Raw genomic sequence first — 25,968 nt, 5'->3', positions numbered from 1 at the left:
TTAAAATGAAATTAAAGATTACTTTTTGCTATTTATTGGTTGTATTTACTTTATCAACTGCCTTCGCTCAAGATGCTAAAGATTTTATCTCAAAGCATAGATTCAAACTAATGGAGGAAAAACCCCTAAAGCCGATACAGTCTGTAAAACTTAATTTAGAGATTGAAACTAAGGATGGCAAGTTTCCGGCTACATTATGGATTCTCGAAAATATGATTTATAAGTTAGAAATGGTAGAGCCTAAAGGCAAGTCCATAGAATTTATTGATCAGCAGAGCTATAAACTAATCAGTGCGAGTGGCAAAGAGAAGCAAATAGGTGAAACTAACTCTGAATTGCATTTTAGAAAAAAATTATGGTTAAATTTTTATCCACTTCTAAGTTCACGTGAAGATGCTCCTATGAAAATGCTCGAGCCAGGTATGGATATGAATGGAAACATGGCCATCACGGCTCCTGTATTAGCGGTGGACGCACCCCCATCAGAGGACCTAGACCCTAGTTTGAAAAAAATAGTTCAGCCCCTCCCTTTTAATGATATGGCTCATATCTTCTTGATAGATATGAAAACGATGCATCTTGTAAGAGTCGAAACCAGATATTTCCAAGAAGGCCAAGAAAAGTTTGACAAAGTGGTCTATGGTCCTTATGCCAAAAGTCCAGAAGGCTATTCTTATCCGACCACTTTTACCACGGCTTTTGGTAAAGCCACAGTCAAAACTATTCAATTCAATCAAAAACTAAATCCTGCGGACTTAGAAGTTAAATTTTAACGAACTAGCCTTCTGTAGCTATTCCCTTACATTTCCGGAACTTAATTTCAAATTTTCCGTTTATCATTTAAACTTAAATCAAATTTAAAACAATGAAAAAAACAAGTCTTTTATTAACTATAGCAGTCGCTTTTCAAATGCTTATGACGTCTTGTGGATACAATGATATGGTAGCCAAAAGAGAAGGCGTGGACAAAGCATGGGCCAATGTACAGTCAGCCTATCAGCGCAGAATGGATTTAATTCCTAATCTAGTATCTACCGTAAAGGGTGAAGCCAGCTTCGAACAAGAAACCTTGACCAAGGTCGTAGAAGCTAGAGCCAGCGCTACACAGATGAAAATTGATGCTTCATCGGCTACACCAGAGCAAATGATGCAGTGGCAACAAGCACAAGGACAATTAGGCTCCGCACTAAGTAGATTAATGCAGATTACAGAAAATTATCCAAACCTACAAGCCAATCAAGGTTTTCGTGATTTGAGAGACCAATTGGAGGGGACAGAAAATAGAATCAATACTGAACGCAATAGATTTAATGAAGTTGTGGCTGAGTATAATACTTTAATAAAATCAATACCTCAAAATATCTATGCAGGTTGGTTTGGATTTACAGCAAGAACGCCTTTTCAGGCCGATGCAGCTGCTGCTACTGCTCCTAAGGTAGACTTCGGAACGGAGAAAAAATAAATTTTAGCTAGTCTCTATACATGAGTCATTTTTTTACTGAGCAGGAATCAGCTAGTATCATTCAGGCTATCCATGAAATAGAAAATTTCACAGCAGGTGAACTAAGGGTACACCTTGAAGACTTATGCGAAGCAGCTCCCGTAGATAGGGCTATTGAGGTTTTCAATAAATTAGGCATGTATAATACAAGTCAAAAAACAGGAGTGCTTATCTATATTGCTAGTGAAGATCATAAATTAGCTATCATTGGGGATAAAGGTATCCATGATATCGTAGGTGACGACTTTTGGCACACTATTATGAAAAATATGCAGGAAAAGTTTAACCACGAATCTATTTATTCAGGTATATTGTACGGAGTCATAGCTGTAGGAGAAAAACTCAAGGAGTATTTTCCTGAAATGAGAAAGCCAGTGAATGAATTGAGCAATGAAATAAGCTATGGCAAAATTTAAGCAGTTTTTTATTCTTTTCATTTTACTGGGGGCATTTGGTTTTTCAGCTAAATCTCAAAATTATCCTCCTCGCCCAGAACCAGCAGTCTATGTCAATGATTTTGCTGAAATATTTCAAGACTTTCAGCGATCAGAATTAGAAGCAATGTTAATCGACTATTATGACTCTACCTCTACGCAGATTGTTGTAGTAACAATGAAATCTTTAGATGGGATGGCAGCCTCACAATATGCAGTGGAATTAGGAGAAAAATGGGGTATAGGACAAGCAGATAAAGACAATGGTGTTTTGTTTTTAATTGCCCCGAAAGAGAGGACAATGTTCATACTTACAGGACGAGGTACACAAGAAAGATTAACCGATGTTTTTATTGGGAGAATTCGCGACAATTATATTCTTCCTGAGTTTAAAGTTGGCAATTATTATAGTGGTGTACGTCTTGGCATTATTCAAATGATGAATAGATTGAGTGGCAGCTTTCAGTCTGACAATAATAGCACAGAAGATGGTGAAATTTCATTAGGACTTCTACTCATGATACTCCTCATTATTTTTCTAGTTATGTGGTTTCTAGGTAAATTGGCCAAAGGAATGAACTATAGCGAAACCTATTCAGGCAGAGGCTATAGAGATAACTGGGGAGGTGGCGGCTTCTGGGGGACTGGAGGCGGTAGCTCTTGGGGAGGCAGTGGTTCATGGGGAAGCGGCTCATCCGGTGGTAGCTTTGGTGGTGGCAGCTTTGATGGTGGTGGGGCTGGAGGTAGTTGGTAAAAAAACAAAATCAAAATGCAGCATTTTACATGTCATAATTGTGCGGTACGTTCAGAGTCTATATTCAAAGGAATACACTCTGAAGAGCTCCATCAAATTGATGCTTTAAAACAGTGCAAGTTTTACGAAAAAGGAGATTACCTTTTTCATGAAGGGGACGATCCTAAAGGAATATTCTGTTTGAGAGCAGGAAAAGTAAAAGTCTGTAAAATAGGCTCTGATGGCAAGGAGCAAATAACCCATCTTGTTCACGCAGGGCAAAATTTAGGACATCGAGCCTTATTCGCTGAAGAAAAATTTAGTGGTTCAGCAGTAGCCCTTGAAAAAGTGCATGTTTGTTTTATCCCTAGAAATTCTCTACAAGAACTAGCAAAAAAAAATCCTGAGGTAGTGTGGGCTGTTTCCAAACTTTTGGCTAAGGAACTCGGAGAGGCGGAGCGCTCTATGACCCATTTGGCTCAGGATTCTGCTCGCAGCAGATTGATTTCGGCTCTTAAAACGCTCGTGGACAACTATGGATATTCAAGAGATAGCATGACTATCAATGCCCAAGTTACTCGACAAGATATAGCAGATATAGCAGGTGCGAGTCGCGAAACAATTACTCGCCAATTGTATAATTTGCAAGATGAAAATTTGATACTTCTTTCTGGCAAGAAAATTGTCATTTTAGACAAATCCATCTTTAATGTGACCTAGCGCACATTTTTATTTTAAACGCAGGCTTACTTTTGTTTTCAGAAAAAATAAAAGTCTATGCCTATCTATCAAGAACATGGTAAAATACCATACAAAAGACATATTGTAGCTCGTCAGGCTAATGGCAATTTATATCACGAAGAACTTGTAGGTACACAGGGTTTCGCAGGAATGTCTTCCTTGGTTTACCATCTCTATCCACCTACACGAGTCAAACAAAAAGAAAAAGCTTATTCTGTCGCTCCTAAAGTAGCGAGTGAAAACAGCTTAGATTGTATGAGTTTTCAAGGATTCAACATTCAGCCAGAAAAAGACTATATTAAAAGTAGAAAAACGCTATTTGTAAATAGTGCCATGCATATAGGTCTCGCTGCACCTATGGAGAGCACGACCTATTTTTATAAAAATGCGGATGCGGATGAAATGATATTTGTGCACGAAGGTTCAGGGACAGTCTATACTATGTATGGTGAATTGAATTTCAAATATGGTGATTATATCATCATCCCACGAGGTACTGTATATCAAATTAAATTTGATACCGATAAAAATAGACTCCTATATGTAGAGAGTTTTTCGCCCATATTCACTCCTAGTCGATATCGAAATCAATTCGGACAAATGCTCGAGCACTCACCATTCTGCGAGCGTGATATCGTGCGCCCAAAGAATTTAAAAACTTACGATGAACAAGGAGAATTTGATATTTATATCAAGAAAAAGGGCATGATGTATCCCTATGTCTATGCGAATCATCCATTTGATGTAGCTGGATGGGATGGCTATCATTATCCATATATCTTTTCTATTTTCAATTTCGAACCAATTACTGGTCGTATCCACATGCCTCCACCGATTCACCAGACATTTGAAAATGCGAATTTTGTGATATGCTCCTTCGTGCCTCGACTCTATGATTATCATCCAGAAGCGATTCCTGCGCCTTATCATCATAGCAATATCGATAGTGATGAATTGTTGTACTATGTCGATGGTGATTTTATGAGTCGAAACAATATACAAAAAGGTCAAATTACCCTGCACCCAGGAGGTCTACCGCACGGACCACACCCAGGAGCCATTGAGCGAAGTATCGGCAAGAAAGAAACTGGAGAATTAGCAGTTATGATTGATCCATTTGCCCCTGTCATGATTACGGAAGAAGCGCTTAAAATAGAGGTCAAAGATTATTATAAATCATGGTTGGAAGAAAATGAGAAGTAATTAATTGCCACGAAGACACAAAGGCACAAAGAAATTTTTTAGGATCTTAGTTCCTTTGTGATAAAAGAATACAAAATATCAACTAATAAAAACAAAAAGAAATAGAGAAAAACACTTTGTGTCTTATCCCCCCTGCCTGACGGCAGAAAGGTTTAAGGCATAAAAATATAAAATAATAAACCAGACACGAAGACGCAAAACACCAAAAAAACCTTGGAGTCTTAGCGCCTTTGTGGCAAAAAAATATCAATAAATATGAATCAAGAATACGAAAAATACACACCTGAAGATCATAAAGTATGGTCACTGCTCTATGAAGAGCAAATGCGTCAGTTGCCTAACATGGCTACACGAGCCTTTATGGATGGCATCAAAAAAGTAGGATTTAAATCCCATGAAGTTCCACGATTTACTGAGGTCAATGAAGCATTAAAGAACCTAACAGGCTGGACTGTATATGTGGTGCCTGGCTATGTAGATAATTTTCCATTTTTCTCCCACCTTGGTCGCAAGGAATTTCCTGTAACTACATGGTTACGCGAAATGACAAAATTTGATTACATCGTAGAGCCTGATATGTTTCACGATGTATTCGGTCATGTTCCCTTATTGAGCGAACAATTTTTCTGTGATTTTCTCGAAGGTATGAGCGCAATAGGCTTAAAGCATATTGACAATCCGTCTGCTTTAGAATTAATATCACGAATATATTGGTACACCGTAGAGTTTGGATTGATAAAAGAAGACGGAAACTTAAGAATCTATGGTGCTGGTATTTTATCATCACCGGGTGAATCACGATACTGCCTGAGTGATGAAGCTGCTTCCATACGCTTTCCATATGATGTCGATGCTATTTTAGAATCGTATTATATCAAGGAAAAATTTCAAGAAAAATATTTTGTACTAGAATCCTATCAGCAATTGGCAGAGAGCATTCCTGATATCGATAAGAAAATTCAGGAATATGTAGATAACGATATCTATGTAGAACCCAATGCAGTATTTACAGAGAGAATAAATCGCGTATTAGCCTAAACCATTAAAATTAAAATATCAAAATGGAAAATTTAACACAAGTAAAAAATTTCGATTACGGAATACAAAAAATATTTGAAGAAGCACAAGATTTTCTTCCAATCAATGGTACAGACTATGTAGAACTCTATGTAGGTAATGCCAAACAAGCTGCACATTATTATAAAACTGCTTTCGGTTTTGAAAGCTACGCCTACTGTGGTCTGGAGACGGGTAACAAAGAATACTGTTCTTATGTAGTGAAGCAGGATAAAATAAAGTTAGTGCTAACCACACCTTTCAATCCAGATAGTGAGATTTCACATCACATACGCAGACATGGCGATGGGGTAAAAGTCATAGCACTATGGGTAGATGATGCCAGAAAAGCATTTGTAGAGACAACGAAAAGAGGTGCAGAGATAGTGATGGAACCCACTGTATTGAAAGATGAACATGGAGAAATCGTTCGCGCTTCGATAAAAACCTATGGTGATACCATTCATACGTTTGTAGAAAGAAGTAACTACAAAGGTATCTTCATGCCCGGATTTGTAAAATGGGAAAGTGAATATAACCCTGGAACCAAGGGTTTGAAATATATTGACCATATGGTAGGCAATGTAGGGTTGGGGGAAATGAATAAGTGGGCAAATTTCTATGCGAATACTATGGGATTTGCTAACTTGATAACATTTGACGATAAAGATATTTCTACCCAATACACTGCTCTTATGAGTAAGGTAATGACTAATGGCAACGGCAGAATTAAGTTTCCAATTAACGAACCAGCGAAAGGATTGAAAAAATCACAAGTCGAAGAATATCTTGATTTCTACGGAGGTCCAGGTTGTCAGCATATAGCTGTAGCTACAGATGATATTGTATTTACCATTTCTGAAATGAGAAAGTCTGGCGTAGAATTTTTGCATGTCCCGGGAACTTATTATGATACTGTTCCAGCACGTGTCGGTGAAATAGCAGAAGATTTAGAGATACTAAAATCCCTAGGTATCATGGTGGATAGAGATGAAGAAGGCTACCTCCTACAGATATTTACCAAGCCAGTGGAGGATAGACCTACTTTGTTTTTTGAAATTATTCAGAGAAAAGGTGCGAAGTCATTCGGCAAAGGAAACTTCCAAGCTCTCTTTGAAAGTATAGAAGCTGAGCAAGAAAGAAGAGGAACATTATAAGTGGTCAGTAGTCAGTAAAAAGGGTATGGGAGGAAATTGTAACAAAGATTGTGCAAACTGCGGTTGTATTGATGATAAGCCTATGGTAGATCGCATCACAGATAAATATCAAAAGCTAGGACAAAATCCCGATGTATATTTAGAAGGTCTGCTATGGAGCACACCTATCACCTACTGGGATTATGTGATGACTGATAGTTTACTGAATCTACAAATTCAGCGTACCACTCTTCCCGATGAAATGGTGTTTATTGGCTATCATCAAATCAATGAATTATTGTTTAAGATGATTCTTTGGGAGATTCGTCAGGTTTTTGAAAAAGAAACTGTGAGTGATAATTTCTTTATTGAAAAGCTAAAACGTATCAGTCGCTATTTTGATATGCTGTCATCTTCTTTTGATGTGATGGGCGATGGTATGGAACGTGCGCAGTATGAGAAATTCAGAAATACCTTGACCCCAGCTAGCGGATTTCAGAGTTGTCAGTATCGGCAAATAGAATTGGCATCGACTAGTGCCATAAATTTGATCGATAATCGTTTTCGAAAAGATTTTGACCCGAATGGAAGTGCTGAAGACATTTATGAACACCTCTACTGGCAGGCAGCGGGCAAAGATTATACAACGGGAGAAAAATCACTTTTGATAAAACTTTTTGAAAAGAAATATAAAAAACAATTAATCGAAGACATAGAATGCGGAAGAGAAAACAATCTGTATTCTAAATTTCTATCATTAAGTGATGAAGCTAAAAATAATTCTTCCTTGATAGCCATGATGCGCCACTATGACTATACCGTCAATATAGAATGGGTCATGGCGCATTATAATGCAGCAGCTAAGTATCTAGGAGATAGTGCTGCTACAGGAGGTAGTCACTGGCAGAAATATATGCATCCAAAATATCAACGGAGAATATTTTTCCCTAGTCTATGGAGTACAGAAGAAATTGAAAATTGGGGACAAGATTGCTAAACGATAAATTAGTATAGTTAAAATGAAATTATTAGATTATATATTAATTGAACCACGCTATGGCTGGACAGATGCGAATGGTGAGTTTGTAAGACCTACTGTGGGGCAGATGTTGTCTGAATATTTTTATCGCATCAATATTTTTAGAGACTCTAAAAACTGGTTCCCGCTTTTTGCTTGGGTGCTTGTTTGGATTTTGATTCCTGTATTCTTGCTATTTATATTCAAATATTTTACCATTGGATTGGCTATAGCGGCATTCTTGTATGGTTTGGTGCTGATGGCAAGTCATGGTACAATGTGGTATCATCGCTATTCCACCCATAGTGCTTTTGTATTTAAAAGTAAATTTTGGAGATTTATTAGTCAGCATTTGGTTATAAAAATGATACCTGAAGAGCTTTATGTCATATCACATCACGTCCATCATGACCGATCTGACCGACCGGGAGATCCTTATAATGCTTTTGGAGGATTTCTTTATTGCTTCTTGGCAGACACGAATCATCAATTGATGAATAGAAATTTATCATCTGATGACTATAAGATAGTTTGCAAGATGATGGAGCATACCGGTTGCCAGCTCAATAGTTATGAAGCATATCAAAAATATGGAACCATAGTATCACCTTGGTATATTCTTTGGAGTTGGATACTTAATTGGTTGTTTTGGGGTACATTTTTTTACTTCCTTGGCGAGTGGATACCTGTTACTGGTGGCGGATGGGCATTAGTGACAGCCATGTTCGCAGGTACTTTTGTGTGGGCTGTCGGCATTCGTACGTTTAACTATGGAGGACATGGTGCTGGCAAAGGTAAAAAAGCTTGGGGTGATTCAGATTACTTTCGAGGCGATTATTCTATTAATCAACTGTGGCCAGGATTTGTAGCTGGCGAATGGCATAACAATCACCATGTCTATGGAACGAGTGCCAGAGCAGGCTTTCTACCATATCAGCTGGATTTGCCTTTCTGGTATGTGAAATTAATTAATTTTTTAGGAGGAATAGAATCGTATCGAGATAATAAAGCGGAGTTTTTGAAATATTATTATGAACCATATAAGCAAACTGGAAAATATGTAGAGCAAACCAATTTGCCCAAAGACTACGCAGAAAATTGACTTCAGATAAGCTATTCTTTATGGAATAGTGATTTTCATATTTTTAAATTTGGTAAAGGACGAGCCTCGTGATTTCACGGGGCTTTTCTGATTCGTGTTAGAACTATTTAGAATCCTAAATTATACCGTTTGGAATTCTGTAATAGTCCTCACGATAGCTATCGGGACGCTACGCTCCAAAGGACTAAACACAATTTACCACTCTATACATATAAAACACATCGAACTATTTTATATGTAAGATTGGTATTGCGCTTAAAACATAGAGTCAAATAAACTCTGTCCTTCTTCTTTTTTCTCTGGTTCAGATTCTTTCTTTTTCTCTGGAGTATCTTCAGGATTAGCTCTTGGATCTTTTGGTTGATCTTCATCTTCGCCTTCTTCACCCTCTTTTTTTTCTGTTTCTTCAGGCTTAGTTTCTTGCGTTTTTTCTTCCTTAGAAGCCTCTGGTTGTATTTCCGGTTCTGCTGTTTTCTTTACTTGCTCCAGATTTGGCGCCTTTTTATTCTCATTAGAAAATTCTTCTAACTCAACTCCTTTTTCTGCCTTCGCTTTTTGTAAGGCAGCTTTCTGATCTTCCAGTGCCTTCAGCTCTGCCTCCAGAGCTTTTAATTCTGCCTCTTCGGCACTGAGTTGTTTTTTCTCTTCTTCTTCCAAAGCTTTTAACTCAGGTGATTTATCGTCAATGATTTCTGTACCTTTGAGTTCTTTCTCAGATGGTTTTTCTTTATCTGGATTTGGCGCAATTCGTTTTTCATCTTCATTATATTTCCCACCTTTAGTCATTCTTTTTACAAAGGCATCTACTTCGTAGTTGCTAGCTTGCTTATAGAGATAATATTCACTAGCAGATTTTCTAATAGTCCTTTTTCGCGAATCTAGTTGATTTATCGATCCGTTTACAAATTCATTAGATGTGAGGATAGATAATTCGCCATCGCTATAACTCATGTAAAGCCATTCTTTATTCTTGGATTTCATGTAAAAGGTAAAATAGTCGAAAATTTCTCCATATCCTATTTCTAAATAGCCTTGCGTAAGTTTGTTCATAGGCATACCACCGAAAATAGCCACTCCGAATTCTGGCTTGGATCTAAATGCTACATCTACTTTATCATAATCCATGATAAGATCTGTAAATAGGATATTGAATGGGGTGTATTTAGGACCACTTTGAATATTAATTCCTTTTTCTATATCAGCATAAAAACTTGTATAATCTTTTGAGTGGCATAGTTCATTCAATGCATAGCGAGTTTCTTTCTTACCATATAGAATTTCCTTATTTTCTGCAAATTCGGTAGCAATAAAATTAGCTAAAGAGTACATGACCTTTTGATCAAGTGAGACATGCAAGCCAGCTCCTCCAAAAAATTTATATGTGGTCTCATTGAGGTTATTTTGCATAGTACCCGCCAATATGAAGGGAATTCCTCCGATTTTAAGTGATGGATTTATCTTTGCTTCTGCTGTGATAGTGCCTTCAGCATCGCTGTAATCTATTTTGACGCCTTTAGAGGCGCCACTCAAAATACGTGCTGAATCTCCGAATAGGTAATGGTTGTCTATAGGTTGGTGTTTGATAACGCCTCTGCCATCTAAGGCAATGTTATCTGATTCTCCTTTTAGTGGAGCTATGAGACCCGTATACCAACCGGTATGGGTTTCTCTATCAATAAAAAATCCTGTGTAGAGATCTTTTTCGTTCTCTGCTTTCAACTCTTTTTTGTACATAGATAGCTCCGCTACATTGATTTCATTGTCCACCGCAAACCAGTTCGTTTTATAGCTGGGATTTGTAAATTCTATGCGCTGCATACCTTCAAAATGCGGATACTTCTTGTTTAAAAAAATATGCACATTCCCATGGAAATCAGTGTTTCTATAAATTTTAAGATTTTGAGTTTTTTCCACTTTCCCTATACCTTCTATGGTATAGGCATATTGTATACGTTTCGCCTTTCTTTCCAAAGGCAGTTCTTTGCGATCTACTCGTATCGAATGTAATTTAATAGGGTGAACTTGATTGCTGACTATAAGATTATACTCCCCAAAGCCTAGAATATCATTTTTGCCTTTAATGTCTATGGTAGCTTTTTCTATGAGGTGATATTTATTCAATGTATCACCTTCTATGGTCGCATTTTTTAATGTCTCCATTTTAGCTTCTGGAAAAATATTCACCTTACCTCCATCAGGAATCACCTTAGAGTCCGCTATTAGTATTTCCTCTACCCCATCCATTTTTATAATAGATGATACCATATTATACTCAGCTTTTTGACAATAAAATGACAAGCTGTCTTGCATAGGGTGAGTGGACGTAAACCGTGAACCTTTCGTACCTTCCTTGGCGCTAAAGGTCAATATCTTTTTATTGATGTCCCAGCGAAATTCATTGATTTCTCCCTTGTACTGATTGTATGCAAAGTCTGTAGAAATATCCTTGTCATTGGATTTGAAGTCTCCAATTTTAGTTTCAAAATTCATGAGACAACTTACATTTGGAGTCTTAAATGTAATTTTGTTTCCTAGACTTTTAATTTCCATAGATGAAGTGTCGGCCTTCATCGTCGTAGATTTAAATCGCATCTGATTCGATGTAATTTTCGCCTCTTCGAAATCAAGAAACCCATCGCCTGATAGTCCACTATTTTCTAAAATAAGTAATCCATGCATTTTCGTTCCGCCATTGAACATGTCGAAGGGATTTCGTTTTGTAGAGGCTAGTAACATACTGTCTGAATAGGGTCTCCAAGCCACTAATGCACTGTCAGCAGCCATTTGAGGGTATTCTACTAGACCTTTTTGTTCTTTCATATCTATGGTTTTTGCTAGTAGATGGGACTCATCTGGAAAGTACATTATACTATCTGAGCTCATAGTTGTGGTCATGTAGGTTAAATTTCCTTTACCCACAAGCCCAGAATTGCTAAGTTTTATGGAACCTATAAAGTTTCCTTTGCCTTTGTAGTTCTTATAACCAGCAGCAGGAGTTTGTGTGGTAAATCCTAGAGATAGATCTTTTTGAATGACTAGTTTTTCTTTAAAGGGTTGGAAAACATCAGCAGAATTTAATTCTCCATCATAAAATAATGTGCTAGGATCGAAATGAAGAAGGGAATCTTTTTTAAATGGAAAAACTTTAAAGAAGAAATCGTCTCTCTTATATCTGCCGCCATAGATATTAGGATTGTCATAGTAAACATACGAATTGGCATAGGATATCAGCTTGGGATACATTCTTGCCATCTCTTTTCCAGATCGATTAAAACGACCATTGATTAGAATTTGTCCTTTAACTTTTTCAATAGTAGATTTTAATGGTTGTAACAACTCCTGACCAGTTGTAGGATCTTCACCATCGGGAATGTTAATTTTTACTTTATCTATGCTATCTGATTTGATAGAAAAGCTATCGTAGTTAAATCCATATCCATCTCCATATAAGTCTAGACGACCTGCGAGTAATTTTCCTGAGAAACCTAATTGTCTATTTTTTCCTATTTCCGTATTAGAGGTTTTGTATGGATAGGCATGAACATACGTCGAGTCATTGAACGGTATATGAGCTACACTATTCACCGAAATTTTTCTATTGTTTGTAGAAAATTTGCCAATACTTTTTTCTCCGTAACCTTTGAAGCGCAATAAATCATAGTCGATTTCTTTCTTATAGGCTTTTAGGTAAAAATTTACCTTTTCAGCATTGATACTGATAGTCTGGTCGGTACTGCTATAATTGACAAACCCATCTTTTTCTAAGGCAAATACAGCCGGAAGAACACTGGAACTAGAAAATGATGGGCCATAAGCGGCCACGTAATCATTGAGTGGTATGGAATAAGAGCCATTTTTACTCAATCTGGCTAAAATGCTCAATGGATTTACTTCTGCCGATGCTGTTCTAGCCTGACTATAGGTCTGCATATCAAAATTATTTTCAGAGATAAATCTTGAAGCATTTTTGCCGCGCCCTACGAGCATGCTAAGGTTCATATCATCCTCATCTATTTTCCAAGTGAGCATTTCAGCATCAAAGGCCATATTGTGGTAGCTGCTTCGGTATCTGGCTTTGCCAGAACCGTACTCCTCTCCCAATATGGTGATTAATTTTTTATCTACCTCATATTTTACGGATGCAAATGGATGGGTTAGAGAATCCTTGTCAGCATAGATTCGAACTCTTGATTTATCCATTCGGATATACATGCCACGCTTGAATAAACAGCTCAATCCCTCGGCTTCTAATAATTTTTTTGAATTGGCTAGATTGTAAATAACTACTTTGACCGCTGATCCATCTTCAGAACCTACGACGACATCGGGTCCTTTCATGACAAAGCCTCCGCTCATTCTCAGGTTTGCCGCTATCTTATTATCAAACGAATAGGTTTTTAAATAGGATGTAAACTGCGGGTATTTCACCGTGGTGAAGTCTTGTTCTTTGGTGATTTTATCGACTAATTTGCCCATAATAGGCTTAGGGAAATATTCTGGATAATTGAGCATCACAGAGTCAATAACATACTCAGGTTTGCTCATATCTATCTTGTATCGACCGAAACTGGCGCTGACTTCACTCGCAGCAAATCCAACTCTTTCCCAGTTGATGACACCCATATTACCTGTCCACATTTTTTCCATGATATTGTACTCTCCACTCGTATTGAAAATGTAAACGGTATCTGTTCGAAAGAATCCCTTAATGGTCGTTTGTGGCACTTTGACAATAAAATTCCCTTTGTCATAGGCAAAACTTAAATCTTTTGTAGCAATTTGATAGGTCTTGGACTTTTCGGCTATTAGAGCATTCTGACCGAATAAATCATTTGAGAAATCAATAAAAATTTTGAAGTCACGATTATTTCCCTTTTTGGCATTATCTAGAATTCCCTTGACAAAAAGATACCAGCGGTCTTGAAATTTTTCATCAAAACCAGAATTGGTAGCACTCAAACTAGCAGAGATAAAATCTTTGTACATGGGATATACATTCATCTTGCGGCTATGCATGGCATTGAGTATATCGCACATTTTATTCAGCTGATAATCATTGATTTTTTTAGCCTTGAACTCTTTCTCCAGCTTATCATAGAGCTCCTTCAATTCGTCGTGCTGATTTTCTTTGAATAGCACACCTAACTGCTTCATGAAATTTTCTGGCTGCGGATCGAAGTATTTTTCGGTTTGAGCGAAAAGCGAAAAGTGAAAAGTGAAAAGCAGGAGATACAATATTCTCTTACATATCACTTCCATTGACCAATCCCGATAGCTATCGGGACTTTCAACTTTCAACTTTAAACTTTTAACTTGCAACTTGTAACTTGTAACTTTCATCTATTATCTTTTAACTAAATAAAGGCATGCCCAATCATTCTCGATACTCGATTCGATGAGGGCGAATTGATATTGATTATATTTTTTTTCGATGTCTTGGATATCTTTTGAATAAAATCCGCTTAACAACAAATGTGAATTTTTATGACTATACTGGTTTATCTTAAACGCACTGTCGAGCAATATATTTTTAGTGATATTGGCTATGATAATATCGAATTTGTCATTAGGATTAAGGAAACCACTTAATTCGCATTCTTCAATCGTTCCATGGTGGAAGTTCAAATTCGAACATTGATTGATACTCGCATTTTCTATCGAATTGTGATAAGCCCATTCTTCATTATCATTTCCTAACACGCTCTCTACACCCATTTTCTCTGCCATGATAGCCAATATGCCTGTTCCGCTACCATAGTCCCAAACAGTTTTGCCACTAAAATCCAATTTCTGCATCATCTCCATCATCTGCTTCGTAGTCTCGTGGTGCCCTGTACCAAAGCTCATTTTCGGGTCGATGACGATTTCATTTTCCACGGGCAATGGCTTATGAAAAGAGGCGCGCACACCCCATAAATTATCGAGAATGGTGATGGGCTGAAAAGACTTTTCGTAAGTCTCGTTCCAGTTGATATCAGGTTCGTCTTCTATGTCGTATTTATCACACAGATTGATTTCTGTGAGGATTTCTTTCAAATCATCCTTGTTTTGTAAACGACTGTCATAGGAAAAAATCAACTGCTTATCCTCCTGTACCACCGATTCAAAATTGCTCTGAAAATTCAGTATAGCTATGGCATGCTCTTGGTTTTCTTCCCCTTCGATAGGCAGCACCAATTTATAATATTTAGACATAAGGCAAATATAGAGAAATAGCGAGATGGAAGGAAGTGGGTTTTCCACCGATGGCGCTGAACTGATGTCTATTGACGCCTGTGTAGAAGATTAATACTTATATTTGTAGCACATTAAAACCTAAAGTGAATAACAAAGAAGCAGCTTTACAGACAATTAAAGAGTTAGTCAGGAGATTTGATGAGCAACTGCCTGTGCTCAAAATCGGTAAATATAAAGATCATAATCTAAGACAAGAGTTTCTCAATCCCCAATTATAAAATTGTACGCTTAAAATGATGAAAGAACAAATCAAGCGAAAAATAGACCACTTTGAAGATAAAATCAATGAGCTTGTGTATAAGCTGTATGACTTGACGGAGGAGGAGATAAAGATAATTGAATTAAAGGAACATTATAAAAAATAATGACTAATGGTAGTTTCTAAAATTAATACTCAAATCACTATTGATTTTCTAATGAAAAAGAGAGAAAATCAATATTTTGAACGTAAAGGCATAGGTGAAAAGGATGCTAGTCATTCAAAAATTGCTAATGAACTGATTGGCATGCTCAATGCAGATGGGGGTGTATTGGCATTTGGAGTTGGTAATGATGGTACAATTCAGGATCTTTATAGTATTGAGGAAAAACTAAGCGACTATAGAAGTTTATTTTTTGACTTCATAGTTCCACAAGGGAATATTAAACTAGAAGAAGTAGAAATCGAAGGTCGTCTCATTTTTCTTTACCATGTAGAACAAGATATTGAGAGAGTTTTTAAAAGAAAAGATAATGAAGATATATTCTTAAGAGTTGACGATAAAAATAAACAACTTGACCGAGATGCTGTAAGAAATCTTGAATACGACAAACAGATAAGAAAATATGAAGATGAAATAGATGTTGAATTTGAACTTCAGGATTTTGATTTTAAATTATTAGATAGATATAAAGAAAAACTAAATTTCAAAGGAGATGTATTCGACTTACTTGAAAAACGGCATTTAGCAATCAAAAAAGATGGTGAATATAGAATCAAAAAAGCTGGTATTTTGCTTTTTGCCAAAGACCCTGAAAAATATATAACCTCTGCTTCTCTAAGGTACATAAAATATGAAGGTACTGAAGCCAAGACTGGAACGGAACTTAATGTCGTAAAAGATGTAAGATTTGAAAATAATATACCTTGGATTATCGATTCAGTTAAAAAATTTCTCATTGCTACTCTCAAAGACTACTATTTTTTGGACTTAGAAACGGGGAGATTTAACAAAGTTCCGGAATACCCTGAAGAAGCATGGCTTGAAGGTATTGTAAATGCACTTTGTCATCGTTCCTATAATGTTCAAGGTAGTGCTATTTATATAAAACATTTTGACGATAGACTTGAAATTTCAAATAGCGGGCCATTGCCTGCACAAGTTAATGTAGAAAATATAAGAACAGAAAGATTTTCAAGAAATCCGAGAATTGCAAGAACTCTAGAGGATATGGGATTTGTGAGACAACTGAATGAAGGCGTTTCAAGAATATACCAATCTATGGAAAAATCAATGCTTTCTATACCCGAATATGTAGAGAAAAATGGAAACGTTTATTTAACCCTACGAAATAAAGTGAGTAAACATACTAAAACAATATCCGACTCAATTCTCACAAAAATTCATGAAAACTGGCATTTTTATAATGACACTCAGAGGAGAATACTACAATATCTTTTTTATCACAATCAGGCAACTTTAAGTGAATTGATAGAAGCAACTCATATTCATGAAAAAAATGTTCGACAGTATTTAAATCATTTTATTGAAATTGAAAATATTTTAGACCGATTAAGCAATAAACAAAGAGATAAGAATGCTAAATACGCGTTTAAAAAACTCTAGAATCTACTTAAGGAATGTAATTAAATTAATTTATAATAAAGAATATCAATACTTTAAGAAAATTAAGGAACGTTTTCTACCTTTTAAGGAACGTTTATACGGATATCCATTAGTTATTAACTTGAAGATATGATCAACTGCTAAATTTATCCTAAGAATTAACTGTATTTTCTCTCCTCTCGACTTCTTTCTCGTCTTCCTCCTCTACCGCATAATTAAGCTATAATCTCTGTGGCTCGTTCCTGCTATTCTGTATCCTTCCACTTCCCCCTCGACAGTTTCTTTATCGCCTCTTTCTTTTTATTTCGAATAATTTTGGTTTTAAATCTACCATCATAGAAGCCTTGCTCCTTGGCTTTCTCACGGTTTTTACTTTCTATATGGAGGTAGAGTTTGGACTTCTTCTTTTTCTTAGTGCCCATATTGTGAAAAAAATTGAAGGCCAATGATACCTACTAAAATGAGAAGTAAAAATCCTATTTGTCTGAGACTAATATTTTCTTTAAAGTAAAACACATCAATCATGGCTTGAAGCAAGAGCGCCAATCCCATCCATACTGCATAGCAGATAGCGAGTGGTATCGTCTTTAGAGCCATGGTGAGAAAGACCATATTCAGAATGCCAAAAATAATATAGGTGCAGAGTGGCAGAAATGCTATGCCAAATTTCTGAGAAAAAAAGCCATTGCGACGCAGGCGTATTTTGATATGTCTAAAGTTGAGGAACTTTAGCGATGAAGCCCAGAGGGTTTCACAAAGAGAAGCCAACATGACACTAATCCACGCTATCATCGATTTCGATTTCTACAGGTTGAATGGATTTGGGTTTGGATAATTTCATGCCGAGTATGCCTGCCAAAATACAAGCAATAAATAGATGCTGAATAGCCTGCATAGGAATTTGATATAAAAATACATCTACAAGTACCTGAAGTAAAAGTGTCAAGCCCATCCAGGCAGCATATACTATAGACATTGGGAGCAGTTTGTATGCTTTGGAAATGACAATGGCTATGATCAGTCCGAGTATGAAATACGCTAGAATGGGTACAATTTGGCTAAAAAATGCCATATTCCAAACCTTACCTTGACTTATTAATTCAAAAGCTTTGCCGAAATCAAGTATTTTGAGCACAATGCCCCAGAGGGTTTGCAGCACTACAGCTATTAAAATATATATCCAAGCTCTCAAATCAAATAAGTCTGAATTAAAGAATAAAAACGAAATTTGTAACTTGCAAATGTCGTTACTCTATAACTTCAAAATTAATACGGAATCATCAACTGCCTAGATAAAAAAGCAAAAAACAAATGTCCGTCAAGTCATTTCTATTTTTTAAATACGCCCAATGGAAGGTAAGGAAAGAGTTAAAGACCCACGCACGGGCAGGATTTTATCAAAATAAATTCCTTATCCCATGGCTGCGGGAAAATAAAAATACAGCGTTTGGTATCGAACATAATTTTGAGAACATAAAAGATATTTCCACTTATTGGTCAAGGATTCCTATTCGAAACTATGAAGATTTTCTACCTTATATAGAAAAAATCAAACAAGGCAATTCTCAAGTACTGACAAAGAAAGATCCTCAATATTTCAGCCTGACTAGTGGTACCATTGCTGGCAGTAAATATATTCCAATTTCCAAGGCAGGAATACAACATCAAATAGAAGCCGCAGTAAAGGTATTGTGTTTTTATTCTGTAAACAGTGGTCATGCAGATTTTATGAATTATAAAATGATATTCTTGCAGGGAAGTCCTGCCTTAGATTATAGCTTTAAAATTCCTTCTGGAAGGCTTTCTGGTATTGTTTATCATCATATTCCCAAATTTTTTCAACGAAACAAATTGCCGAGTTATGAGGTGAATATTATTGAGGACTGGCAGACCAAACTAACTAAAATAGTGGAGGAGACCTATCGTGAAGATATTTCTATTTTAGGTGGTATTCCTCCGTGGTGCTTGCAGTATTTTGAGAAACTATTAGATATATCGAAAACAAAAAACCTTAAACAACTCTATCCTCATTTGACCATGTATATGCACGGTGGTCTTGATTTTAGTAATTACAAAGCCAGTATGATGCGTGTCCTCGGTGCCGATATACCCTGTATGCAAATATTTCCTGCATCGGAAGGTTTTTTTGCGCTACAGGATAGAATGGCTGCAGAAGATATGTTATTGCTACTAAATCAGGGTGTTTATTATGAGTTTAGGTTATATCCTAATGAAGGCAATACTACAATTACCTTAGAGGATGTGATCGTCAATACACACTATGAACTTATTATTACGAATAATAGCGGTCTGTATCGCTATGCTATAGGTGACCTTATTGAGTTTACATCTATAAGACCTTATCGTATAAAAGTAGTAGGTAGAACTAGGCAGTTTATTTCTGCTTTTGGTGAACATGTGATAGCTTATGAAATAGAGAGTGCTATGGCTGCTGCTAGTAAATCATTAAATATAGAGGTAAACGACTATTATGTATACCCTGATGTAAATAGGAAACAATACGTGTGGCTGGTGGAATTTCACTCTGAACTTTCAAAAGCTATACTAGCTGCTCTGACTCATCAACTCGACAAAAATTTAGCGAGTTTAAATAAATATTATGCTCACTTATTGTACGGGAAAATTATAAGTTCATGTCGCATTATATCGGTATGCAGAGGATTTTTTAATTTGGAAAGAGAAAAGGCTGGGAAACTAGGCGGGCAGAACAAAGTAGTACATCTAGGCATGAAAAAAATTTATGCACATAACTAGCAGAACATCAATAAGTATATAGTTCTAAAAAAAAAATATAAAAAAAAACGAATCATTTTTTTGCTTTCCCTATATATTTGCATAAACAATTTAAAACTTATATTAAATCATGAAAAAAATCTTTTTAATTCTTGCAACAATCGTTCTTGCAAATTCAGCTTATTCACAAGCAGCAGCAGGCCTTAGAGGTGGATTAACTTTAGCAGATGGCGCTACTTATTTTGGTCCAGGTGCTTCTTTCCAGTATGGAATTAACGAAAACATCGTTATTGGTCTTAATTTTGATTATCAGTTTGGAAGCGGTGGTGCTTCTTTGATGAACATCGAACCAAGATTTGATTATTATTTTAATTCTGCTTTCAATGGTTTTCACGCTGGTACAAACATCTCTTACTTGAGAAGTTCAGTTACTATCCCTGCAATTTCATTCGGTGGTGTTGTATTGTTCCCTGAGCAAACAGTATCTGCTGGTCAGATGGCTATTGGTGGTTTAGCTGGTTACACACACCCACTTAGTGATGCTATGTTTGTAGACGTATCTTGCGGTGGTGCTTACATGTTAGATGGTAAAGCATTTGCTGTTAGACCTACTCTTACATTTGGTTACAAGTTCGGAGGTAAATAATTATATCCTCTTTAATTTAAGAAAAGCCACCTCTTTGTAGGTGGCTTTTTTATTTTTCACAAATTATTATTGAAAATTATGAAAATAAAATTACAAGTTATTATACTTTCAATGGTTGCATTCTTTCATGGTCATTCACAGAATCAGTTAGTTTCTGTAGGATTTGGACTAGGTCGGTCATTTCAAGAAAATTCGGGTTTTTCCTATGGAGGTCAGTTGAGCTTATCCTCTTCATTAGATTCGTCAAAAGCGTTGACCGTAGGAATAGGATACAGTAAAAGCATAAAATATAAAGAAATATCGGCATTTTCATTTGGACTAGGACTCGATTTTTATTCGCAAGAGGTTTTCAAGGGGTTACATATTGGTCCTTCTGCTACCCTAGGTTTACAAAGTCCTGGCAATTTCAAACTTTTCACAGTTGGAGTGGGGTTAGGACATGTCATAAATGCGGGGTCAAATGTAGTTATTGATCCTAGTATTGGGTTAGGGTACACGTTTGTAATGGGCTATAGTCAATATAATGCGTTGGCAATGAGTGGAGTGGTGGCGATTGGATTTGTTTTTTAGCCAATTTTATTTTATTTTACTTAGTTTTGCACTCGCTTTTAAATAAAGCCTTCGTATAGAAGTTGTTCAATACCGGGTTTTTTCTATGATAGGTTTTATTTTCTAGCATTGAATTAGAATTTTTAAACTTTAGAAAAATGACTTTTGAACAATTAGGACTTGGGTCCGAAACGCTTCGCGTTTTATCAGAAATGAATTTTATAACTCCGACTCCGATTCAGGAGCAGGCCATTCCACATTTGCTTGATGGTGACGTAGATCTAATGGGTTTAGCTCAAACAGGTACAGGTAAAACTGCTGCTTTTGCTCTACCTATAATAGAAAAACTAGATATCAATATTCGCAAACCTCAAGCACTGATATTATGTCCTACAAGAGAACTTTGCTTGCAGATAACCTCCGACATTGAAAAATTCACCAAATATCATTCACAGGTTCGGACTGTAGCCGTATATGGTGGAGCTAGTATCGGTATGCAGATCAAAGACTTAAGACGAGGAGTTCAGATAGTAGTAGCTACACCAGGTCGATTGATAGACATTATTGACAGGGGTGAAATCAATTTTGAAGCAGTAAAAATAGCCGTGCTCGATGAGGCAGATGAAATGCTGAATATGGGATTTAAGGAAAGTATAACGCAAATACTATCTAATACTCCTGATGAGAAAAACATTTGGCTCTTTACCGCTACCATGCCCAAAGATATCAAAATGATAGCTAAAAAATACATGGAAAACCCTATAGAAGTGGCTGTAGCTGTCAATAAGAGTAATGAAAACATAGATCATCAATATTATCTCATAAATCCTAGAGACCGCTATGCCACACTCAAGCGTATCGTGGACTATTACCCTGATATTTTTGGTATTGTGTTTTGTCGTACAAAAAATGAAACCAAGGATATAGCAGACATGCTCATAAAGGATGGTTATAATTCGGATGCATTGCATGGCGATTTAACTCAGCAGCAGCGAGATATTGTTATGAACAGATACAGAGAGAAATCACTCCAGCTGCTCATAGCTACCGATGTGGCTGCTCGTGGTATAGATGTAAGCGATGTCACCCATGTGATAAATTATGCTCTACCAGATGATGTCGAAAACTATACCCACCGAAGTGGTCGTACTGCCCGTGCTGGTAAAAAGGGAATTTCAATAGCTCTTGTAAGCAAGCGTGAAATGCAAAGAATTTTTGAGATCGAAAGAATAATCAGTAAGAAGTTTGAACGTGTAATGGTTCCTACTGGAAATGAAGTCTGTGAGAAACAACTCTTTGCTATCATGGAGCGTGCGCATAATGTCGAAATCAATGAAGAACAGATGGAGCCATTTATGGACAGAATCAATGCGGAATTTGAAGAAATGACGAAAGAAGAGGTAATAAAGCGATTTGCTGCCTTAGAATTTAATCGTTTCCTAAACTATTACAAAGAAGCGGAGGATCTCAATATTAAAGAGGAGCGAAGAGACAGAAGCGAAAGGGGCATGGATAGAACGGATAGAGGAAACAGGGACCAAAATACACGTCCTCGAAATGAGCAAGGAGGTATATTGCCACAGAGAGGATATGTTCGTTTCTTTATCAATATAGGCAATCTGGATAAAATAGGAAAAGGAGAGTTGTTAAGATTAGTATGTGATCATTCAGGAATAAGAGGTTCTAGTATTGGTCGAATTGACATGAAAGATAAATTTTCATTTTTTGAGGTCGAATCCCGATTTAAAATAGATGTATTGAAAAACGCGCGTTCTATGGAGCACAAAGGTCGCGGTCTTCGCGTGGATGTAGCTAGCGAGAATGCTGGAGATTCTAATAGTACTAATTTTAGTAGATTCGAAGGTAGAAGAAATGAAAATAGAGGTAGCAGAGATTTTTCTGCCACTAGATCAAGAGACAATAATGATAAAAAATCTTCAGGATATGGTCAGAAAAGGTCTTATTCTAAAAAAGATGATAACTTTAAATTAGACTTCAAGTTTGATGGAGGTATTTAAATACACTTCCAAATAATATCAGCTGCATCATTCCAATTATAACGTGCTGATTGAGCGTATGTATTCAAGGTAAGTGTACGATACAATTCTTTATTCGATACTATCTTAGTCATAGCGTTTGCTATTTCTTCAGTTACATTAGGATTCACTAGAATTGCTGCTTGCCCGGCTACCTCTGGCATCGAAGACACGTTTGAGCATATTACAGGCACCCCACAGGCTAATGCCTCTACGATAGGTACTCCAAATCCTTCATAGATAGATACTAAAACCAATGCTATAGAAGCACCTATCCATTTGGCTATGATTTCAGGACTAGAGTGAGGAATTTCAATAACGTCATTTCTATATTTCATTTGAAGTAAGTAGTCTTTTACATCCTTATAATTCCAATTTCTACCTATCAATACAAATTTAGTATTAGCCTGGGTATGCGTTTTATATTTTTCGAAAGCTTGTAACATTCGCACAACATTTTTTCGCGGATGAATAGAGCCAACAAAAATGAAATAGTCGCAGTTATTAGTATTTTCACTCTTAAATTGTTTAATAGCATCTTCAGACATTGGTAGATATGCATCTGAGGCAGCATTGTTAGAAACTACTATTTTATTTTCTGGACAGTGATAGAAATTTATTAAATCATGCTTGGATGAATTGGATACCGTCACGATTTTTTCGGAGACAGAAATGTATTGGGGTATATAGTGACGAAAGAATTTTTCAGTTAGCCAACTCACCTGACCATCAAATAGTGCAAAAGCAATATCATGAATTCCTGTTATTTTTTTGCCCTTCCATCGAGTAGTTGTGTAGGTATCCAGAGAAACGAAGACATCGGGATTGAGCTTATTTAAAATTCGTGGAACCATCCATTCAAACCACAGATACCATAGCAAAGGATGACGAGCAGGTGGCGAAACAACTATGGGTGTCACATTCTTTCCAAAAATGAAAGAAGAATCATAGGGCCTATCAAAAATAAAAAAGAACTCTACATCCGGATTCTTTTCCACCCATCGTTTTACAACCTGATAAGTAAACCAGCCTATGCCATCTAATTTATTAGGCATCAAGACGCGTGTATTGATGGCAATTTTTTTAGTGGTTAGTGTTGTCAAAATAATGGATTAGAGATTATTACAAATCAGTTTGACTATTGATTATTTTTTAAAAATTCTTGATGGCGTTTTATCATCATTTTTTTAAGTCTAGCTGGTTTGATTATTTTAATATCATCTGAGAATTGCATGAGTTCATTTACTAATTCTAGGTTAATATAGGTTCTTAACTTTACCGCTATGCCGTTTGAGTTTTCAGACAAGATAACTTGACTAGGATGAAGAGGAAAATTGCGAATATAACCCGCCAACTTACTACTAAATTCAAGTTCCACGAATTCTGAAATATCATCATTATCTACTGAGATACCTATCGAATGTTTAAAATAGTTGTGTATATTAAAATTATTGGAGGATACCATTCGAGTCTCCGATTCTATCAAGTTGGTAATTCTATCGAGTCCGAAGATTCGTATTTCATTTTTATGATTATCAAGACCTACGAGATACCACCTTCCTTTATACTCTTTTAATCCATATGGAGATATATCTCTTATTTCATTTACATTTTCTTTCTGATTGTATTTTGTATAGTCAAATCGAATAGTTTTTTTTTCTTTTATTGCATTTTGAATATCATAAAGAAACTGTTGACCAATCAAGCAACTTTTGTCATAGGCGATCTTATTTTCAAAATTTTCTAAGTATTTTTGATAGTTGAAAAACTGAAGTGACTGGGTGATTTTTGAATTCTCCATATCAGATTCACTCTCCAAGATATAATAAAAACCTTCCCGATTACATTTAATAACTACTTGAAACAATTCTTCTATATCGTTGATCATGCGCTGAAAAGTGCGTTGTGATATCTTCATATCTTCTCCACCCATGCGCTCTATAGCATCCATGAGTTGTTGAAAAGTGGCTTTTTTTTGATTAGAAAGTCGTCCGAGAATCGCGATGTATCGCTTGACGATATAACTGACCTTCATTTATGCCGCAGTCGCAGTTAAAATTATGACTAATTACTCTTACTGCTTACTTTTAAAAGTGAAGCCATAGTCGCGCCTATTTCCGCAGGGCTGTCACAAACAGTAATGCCACATTCACGCATTATAGCCATTTTAGCAGCAGCAGTATCATCTTTGCCGCCTATGATAGCACCGGCATGACCCATACGACGACCTGCAGGGGCTGTTTGACCTGCTATAAAACCTACAACTGGCTTTTTATTACCATTGGCTTTTATCCAGCGACTAGCCTCAGCTTCCATACCACCGCCTATTTCGCCTATCATTACGATAGCATCTGTATCTGGGTCATTCATAAATAACTCGACTGCTTCTTTGGTAGTGGTACCTATGATAGGGTCGCCACCGATTCCTATAGCAGTAGATATTCCCATACCCGCTTTTACGATTTGGTCTGCAGCTTCATACGTCAATGTTCCAGATTTCGACACTATACCTACTCTTCCAGTTTTAAATACAAAGCCTGGCATAATACCTACTTTAGCACCATCAGGAGTTATGACACCTGGGCAGTTAGGGCCTATTAAACGAGAATTTGATTTTTCAACAACCGCCTTCACTTTGACCATATCCTGTACCGGAATACCTTCTGTGATACAAACTATGGTCTCGATACCAGCATCTACAGCTTCTAAAATGCCATCTGCTGCAAATGCAGGCGGAACAAAAATAATTGATACGTCGCATCCAGTAGCCTTACGAGCATCTAACACGGTATTGAAAACAGGTTTATTGAGGTGAGATTGACCGCCTTTACCAGGAGTGACACCACCTACCACATTCGTGCCATATTCTAGCATTTGCTCTGCATGGAAGGTTCCTTCTTTTCCTGTAAATCCTTGAACGATAATTTTTGAGTTTTTATTGACTAATACGGACATGGTATGATTTGAATTTTATATATTAATATAGAATAAGGGCA

Annotated in this window: 23 protein-coding genes; 15 read left to right on the top strand and 8 right to left on the bottom strand. The window is 36.5% G+C overall.

Annotated elements, in window-relative coordinates:
* Positions 1–5 precede the first annotated feature (5 nt).
* From JNL75_03840 to JNL75_03795, 10 genes are all read left to right on the top strand, one after another.
* Positions 6–773: a hypothetical protein gene (locus tag JNL75_03840; protein ID MBL7788948.1), complete on the top strand. Its 768-nt coding sequence runs from the start codon at positions 6–8 to the stop codon at positions 771–773.
* 92 nt (positions 774–865) lie between these two features.
* The gene (locus tag JNL75_03835) at positions 866–1,462 is read left to right on the top strand and encodes a LemA family protein (GenBank protein MBL7788947.1); all 597 of its coding nucleotides are present in this window, start codon (positions 866–868) and stop codon (positions 1,460–1,462) included.
* A gap of 20 nt (positions 1,463–1,482) precedes the next feature.
* Positions 1,483–1,917 (top strand): TPM domain-containing protein, encoded by a 435-nt coding sequence (locus tag JNL75_03830; GenBank protein MBL7788946.1) that lies wholly within the window; start codon positions 1,483–1,485, stop codon positions 1,915–1,917.
* Entirely contained in the window at positions 1,904–2,689 is a 786-nt protein-coding gene (locus JNL75_03825) for a TPM domain-containing protein (GenBank protein MBL7788945.1), read from the top strand. Before JNL75_03830 ends, JNL75_03825 begins: the two co-directional genes overlap by 14 nt.
* 15 nt (positions 2,690–2,704) lie before the next feature.
* Positions 2,705–3,388: a Crp/Fnr family transcriptional regulator gene (locus tag JNL75_03820; protein ID MBL7788944.1), complete on the top strand. Its 684-nt coding sequence runs from the start codon at positions 2,705–2,707 to the stop codon at positions 3,386–3,388.
* 57 nt (positions 3,389–3,445) lie between these two features.
* Entirely contained in the window at positions 3,446–4,612 is a 1,167-nt protein-coding gene (locus JNL75_03815; GenBank protein MBL7788943.1) for a homogentisate 1,2-dioxygenase, read from the top strand.
* Positions 4,613–4,867: 255 nt separating this feature from the next.
* Positions 4,868–5,650, top strand: coding sequence for a phenylalanine 4-monooxygenase (locus JNL75_03810; protein MBL7788942.1), 783 nt, complete (start codon positions 4,868–4,870; stop codon positions 5,648–5,650).
* Positions 5,651–5,673: 23 nt separating this feature from the next.
* On the top strand, positions 5,674–6,825 hold the full coding sequence (gene hppD / locus JNL75_03805; GenBank protein ID MBL7788941.1) for a 4-hydroxyphenylpyruvate dioxygenase: 1,152 nt from the start codon (positions 5,674–5,676) through the stop codon (positions 6,823–6,825).
* A gap of 25 nt (positions 6,826–6,850) precedes the next feature.
* Positions 6,851–7,801 carry a tryptophan 2,3-dioxygenase gene (locus JNL75_03800; GenBank protein ID MBL7788940.1) on the top strand — a complete coding sequence of 317 codons (951 nt, stop codon included), beginning with the start codon at positions 6,851–6,853 and terminating at the stop codon, positions 7,799–7,801.
* A gap of 22 nt (positions 7,802–7,823) precedes the next feature.
* On the top strand, positions 7,824–8,924 hold the full coding sequence (locus JNL75_03795; protein ID MBL7788939.1) for an acyl-CoA desaturase: 1,101 nt from the start codon (positions 7,824–7,826) through the stop codon (positions 8,922–8,924).
* Between the two features lie 255 nt (positions 8,925–9,179).
* Here JNL75_03795 and JNL75_03790 read toward each other — a convergent pair whose 3' ends face one another.
* Both JNL75_03790 and prmA read right to left on the bottom strand, forming a co-directional pair.
* Entirely contained in the window at positions 9,180–14,264 is a 5,085-nt protein-coding gene (locus JNL75_03790) for a hypothetical protein (GenBank protein MBL7788938.1), read from the bottom strand.
* A 3-nt stretch (positions 14,265–14,267) separates the two neighbouring features.
* The gene (gene prmA / locus JNL75_03785; protein MBL7788937.1) at positions 14,268–15,119 is read right to left on the bottom strand and encodes a 50S ribosomal protein L11 methyltransferase; all 852 of its coding nucleotides are present in this window, start codon (positions 15,117–15,119) and stop codon (positions 14,268–14,270) included.
* 413 nt (positions 15,120–15,532) lie between these two features.
* On the opposite strand from prmA, the gene JNL75_03780 reads away from it, so the two are divergent.
* On the top strand, positions 15,533–16,987 hold the full coding sequence (locus JNL75_03780) for a putative DNA binding domain-containing protein (protein MBL7788936.1): 1,455 nt from the start codon (positions 15,533–15,535) through the stop codon (positions 16,985–16,987).
* 245 nt (positions 16,988–17,232) lie between these two features.
* Here JNL75_03780 and JNL75_03775 read toward each other — a convergent pair whose 3' ends face one another.
* From JNL75_03775 to JNL75_03765, 3 genes are read right to left on the bottom strand one after another with little or no spacing between them, the layout of a single operon-like run.
* Entirely contained in the window at positions 17,233–17,409 is a 177-nt protein-coding gene (locus JNL75_03775; protein MBL7788935.1) for a hypothetical protein, read from the bottom strand.
* Positions 17,399–17,779: a hypothetical protein gene (locus JNL75_03770; protein MBL7788934.1), complete on the bottom strand. Its 381-nt coding sequence runs from the start codon at positions 17,777–17,779 to the stop codon at positions 17,399–17,401. Before JNL75_03770 ends, JNL75_03775 begins: the two co-directional genes overlap by 11 nt.
* Entirely contained in the window at positions 17,763–18,179 is a 417-nt protein-coding gene (locus tag JNL75_03765) for a hypothetical protein (protein MBL7788933.1), read from the bottom strand. Before JNL75_03765 ends, JNL75_03770 begins: the two co-directional genes overlap by 17 nt.
* Before the next feature lie 119 nt (positions 18,180–18,298).
* On the opposite strand from JNL75_03765, the gene JNL75_03760 reads away from it, so the two are divergent.
* From JNL75_03760 to JNL75_03745, 4 genes are all read left to right on the top strand, one after another.
* Positions 18,299–19,762 (top strand): GH3 auxin-responsive promoter family protein, encoded by a 1,464-nt coding sequence (locus tag JNL75_03760; protein MBL7788932.1) that lies wholly within the window; start codon positions 18,299–18,301, stop codon positions 19,760–19,762.
* Between the two features lie 109 nt (positions 19,763–19,871).
* Positions 19,872–20,387, top strand: a complete 516-nt coding sequence (locus JNL75_03755; protein MBL7788931.1) for a hypothetical protein — start codon at positions 19,872–19,874, stop codon at positions 20,385–20,387.
* 78 nt (positions 20,388–20,465) lie between these two features.
* Positions 20,466–20,957: a hypothetical protein gene (locus JNL75_03750; protein ID MBL7788930.1), complete on the top strand. Its 492-nt coding sequence runs from the start codon at positions 20,466–20,468 to the stop codon at positions 20,955–20,957.
* Positions 20,958–21,094: 137 nt separating this feature from the next.
* Positions 21,095–22,954 carry a DEAD/DEAH box helicase gene (locus tag JNL75_03745; GenBank protein ID MBL7788929.1) on the top strand — a complete coding sequence of 620 codons (1,860 nt, stop codon included), beginning with the start codon at positions 21,095–21,097 and terminating at the stop codon, positions 22,952–22,954.
* Here the strand turns inward: JNL75_03745 and JNL75_03740 are convergent.
* From JNL75_03740 to sucD, 3 genes are read right to left on the bottom strand one after another with little or no spacing between them, the layout of a single operon-like run.
* A complete protein-coding gene (locus tag JNL75_03740; GenBank protein ID MBL7788928.1) occupies positions 22,951–24,075 on the bottom strand; it encodes a glycosyltransferase family 4 protein in 1,125 nt (374 codons plus the stop codon). The genes JNL75_03745 and JNL75_03740 overlap by 4 nt on opposite strands.
* Positions 24,076–24,110: 35 nt before the next feature.
* Positions 24,111–25,007: a WYL domain-containing protein gene (locus JNL75_03735; protein ID MBL7788927.1), complete on the bottom strand. Its 897-nt coding sequence runs from the start codon at positions 25,005–25,007 to the stop codon at positions 24,111–24,113.
* A 29-nt stretch (positions 25,008–25,036) separates the two neighbouring features.
* Positions 25,037–25,927, bottom strand: a complete 891-nt coding sequence (gene sucD, locus JNL75_03730; GenBank protein ID MBL7788926.1) for a succinate--CoA ligase subunit alpha — start codon at positions 25,925–25,927, stop codon at positions 25,037–25,039.
* Between the last annotated feature and the right edge of the window lie 41 nt (positions 25,928–25,968).

Source organism: Chitinophagales bacterium (genome assembly GCA_016787225.1).
GTDB lineage: Bacteria > Bacteroidota > Bacteroidia > Chitinophagales > JADJOU01 > CHPMRC01.
The sequence above is the reverse complement of the archived record's forward strand: the minus strand, read 5'-3'. Positions and strand labels throughout refer to the sequence as shown.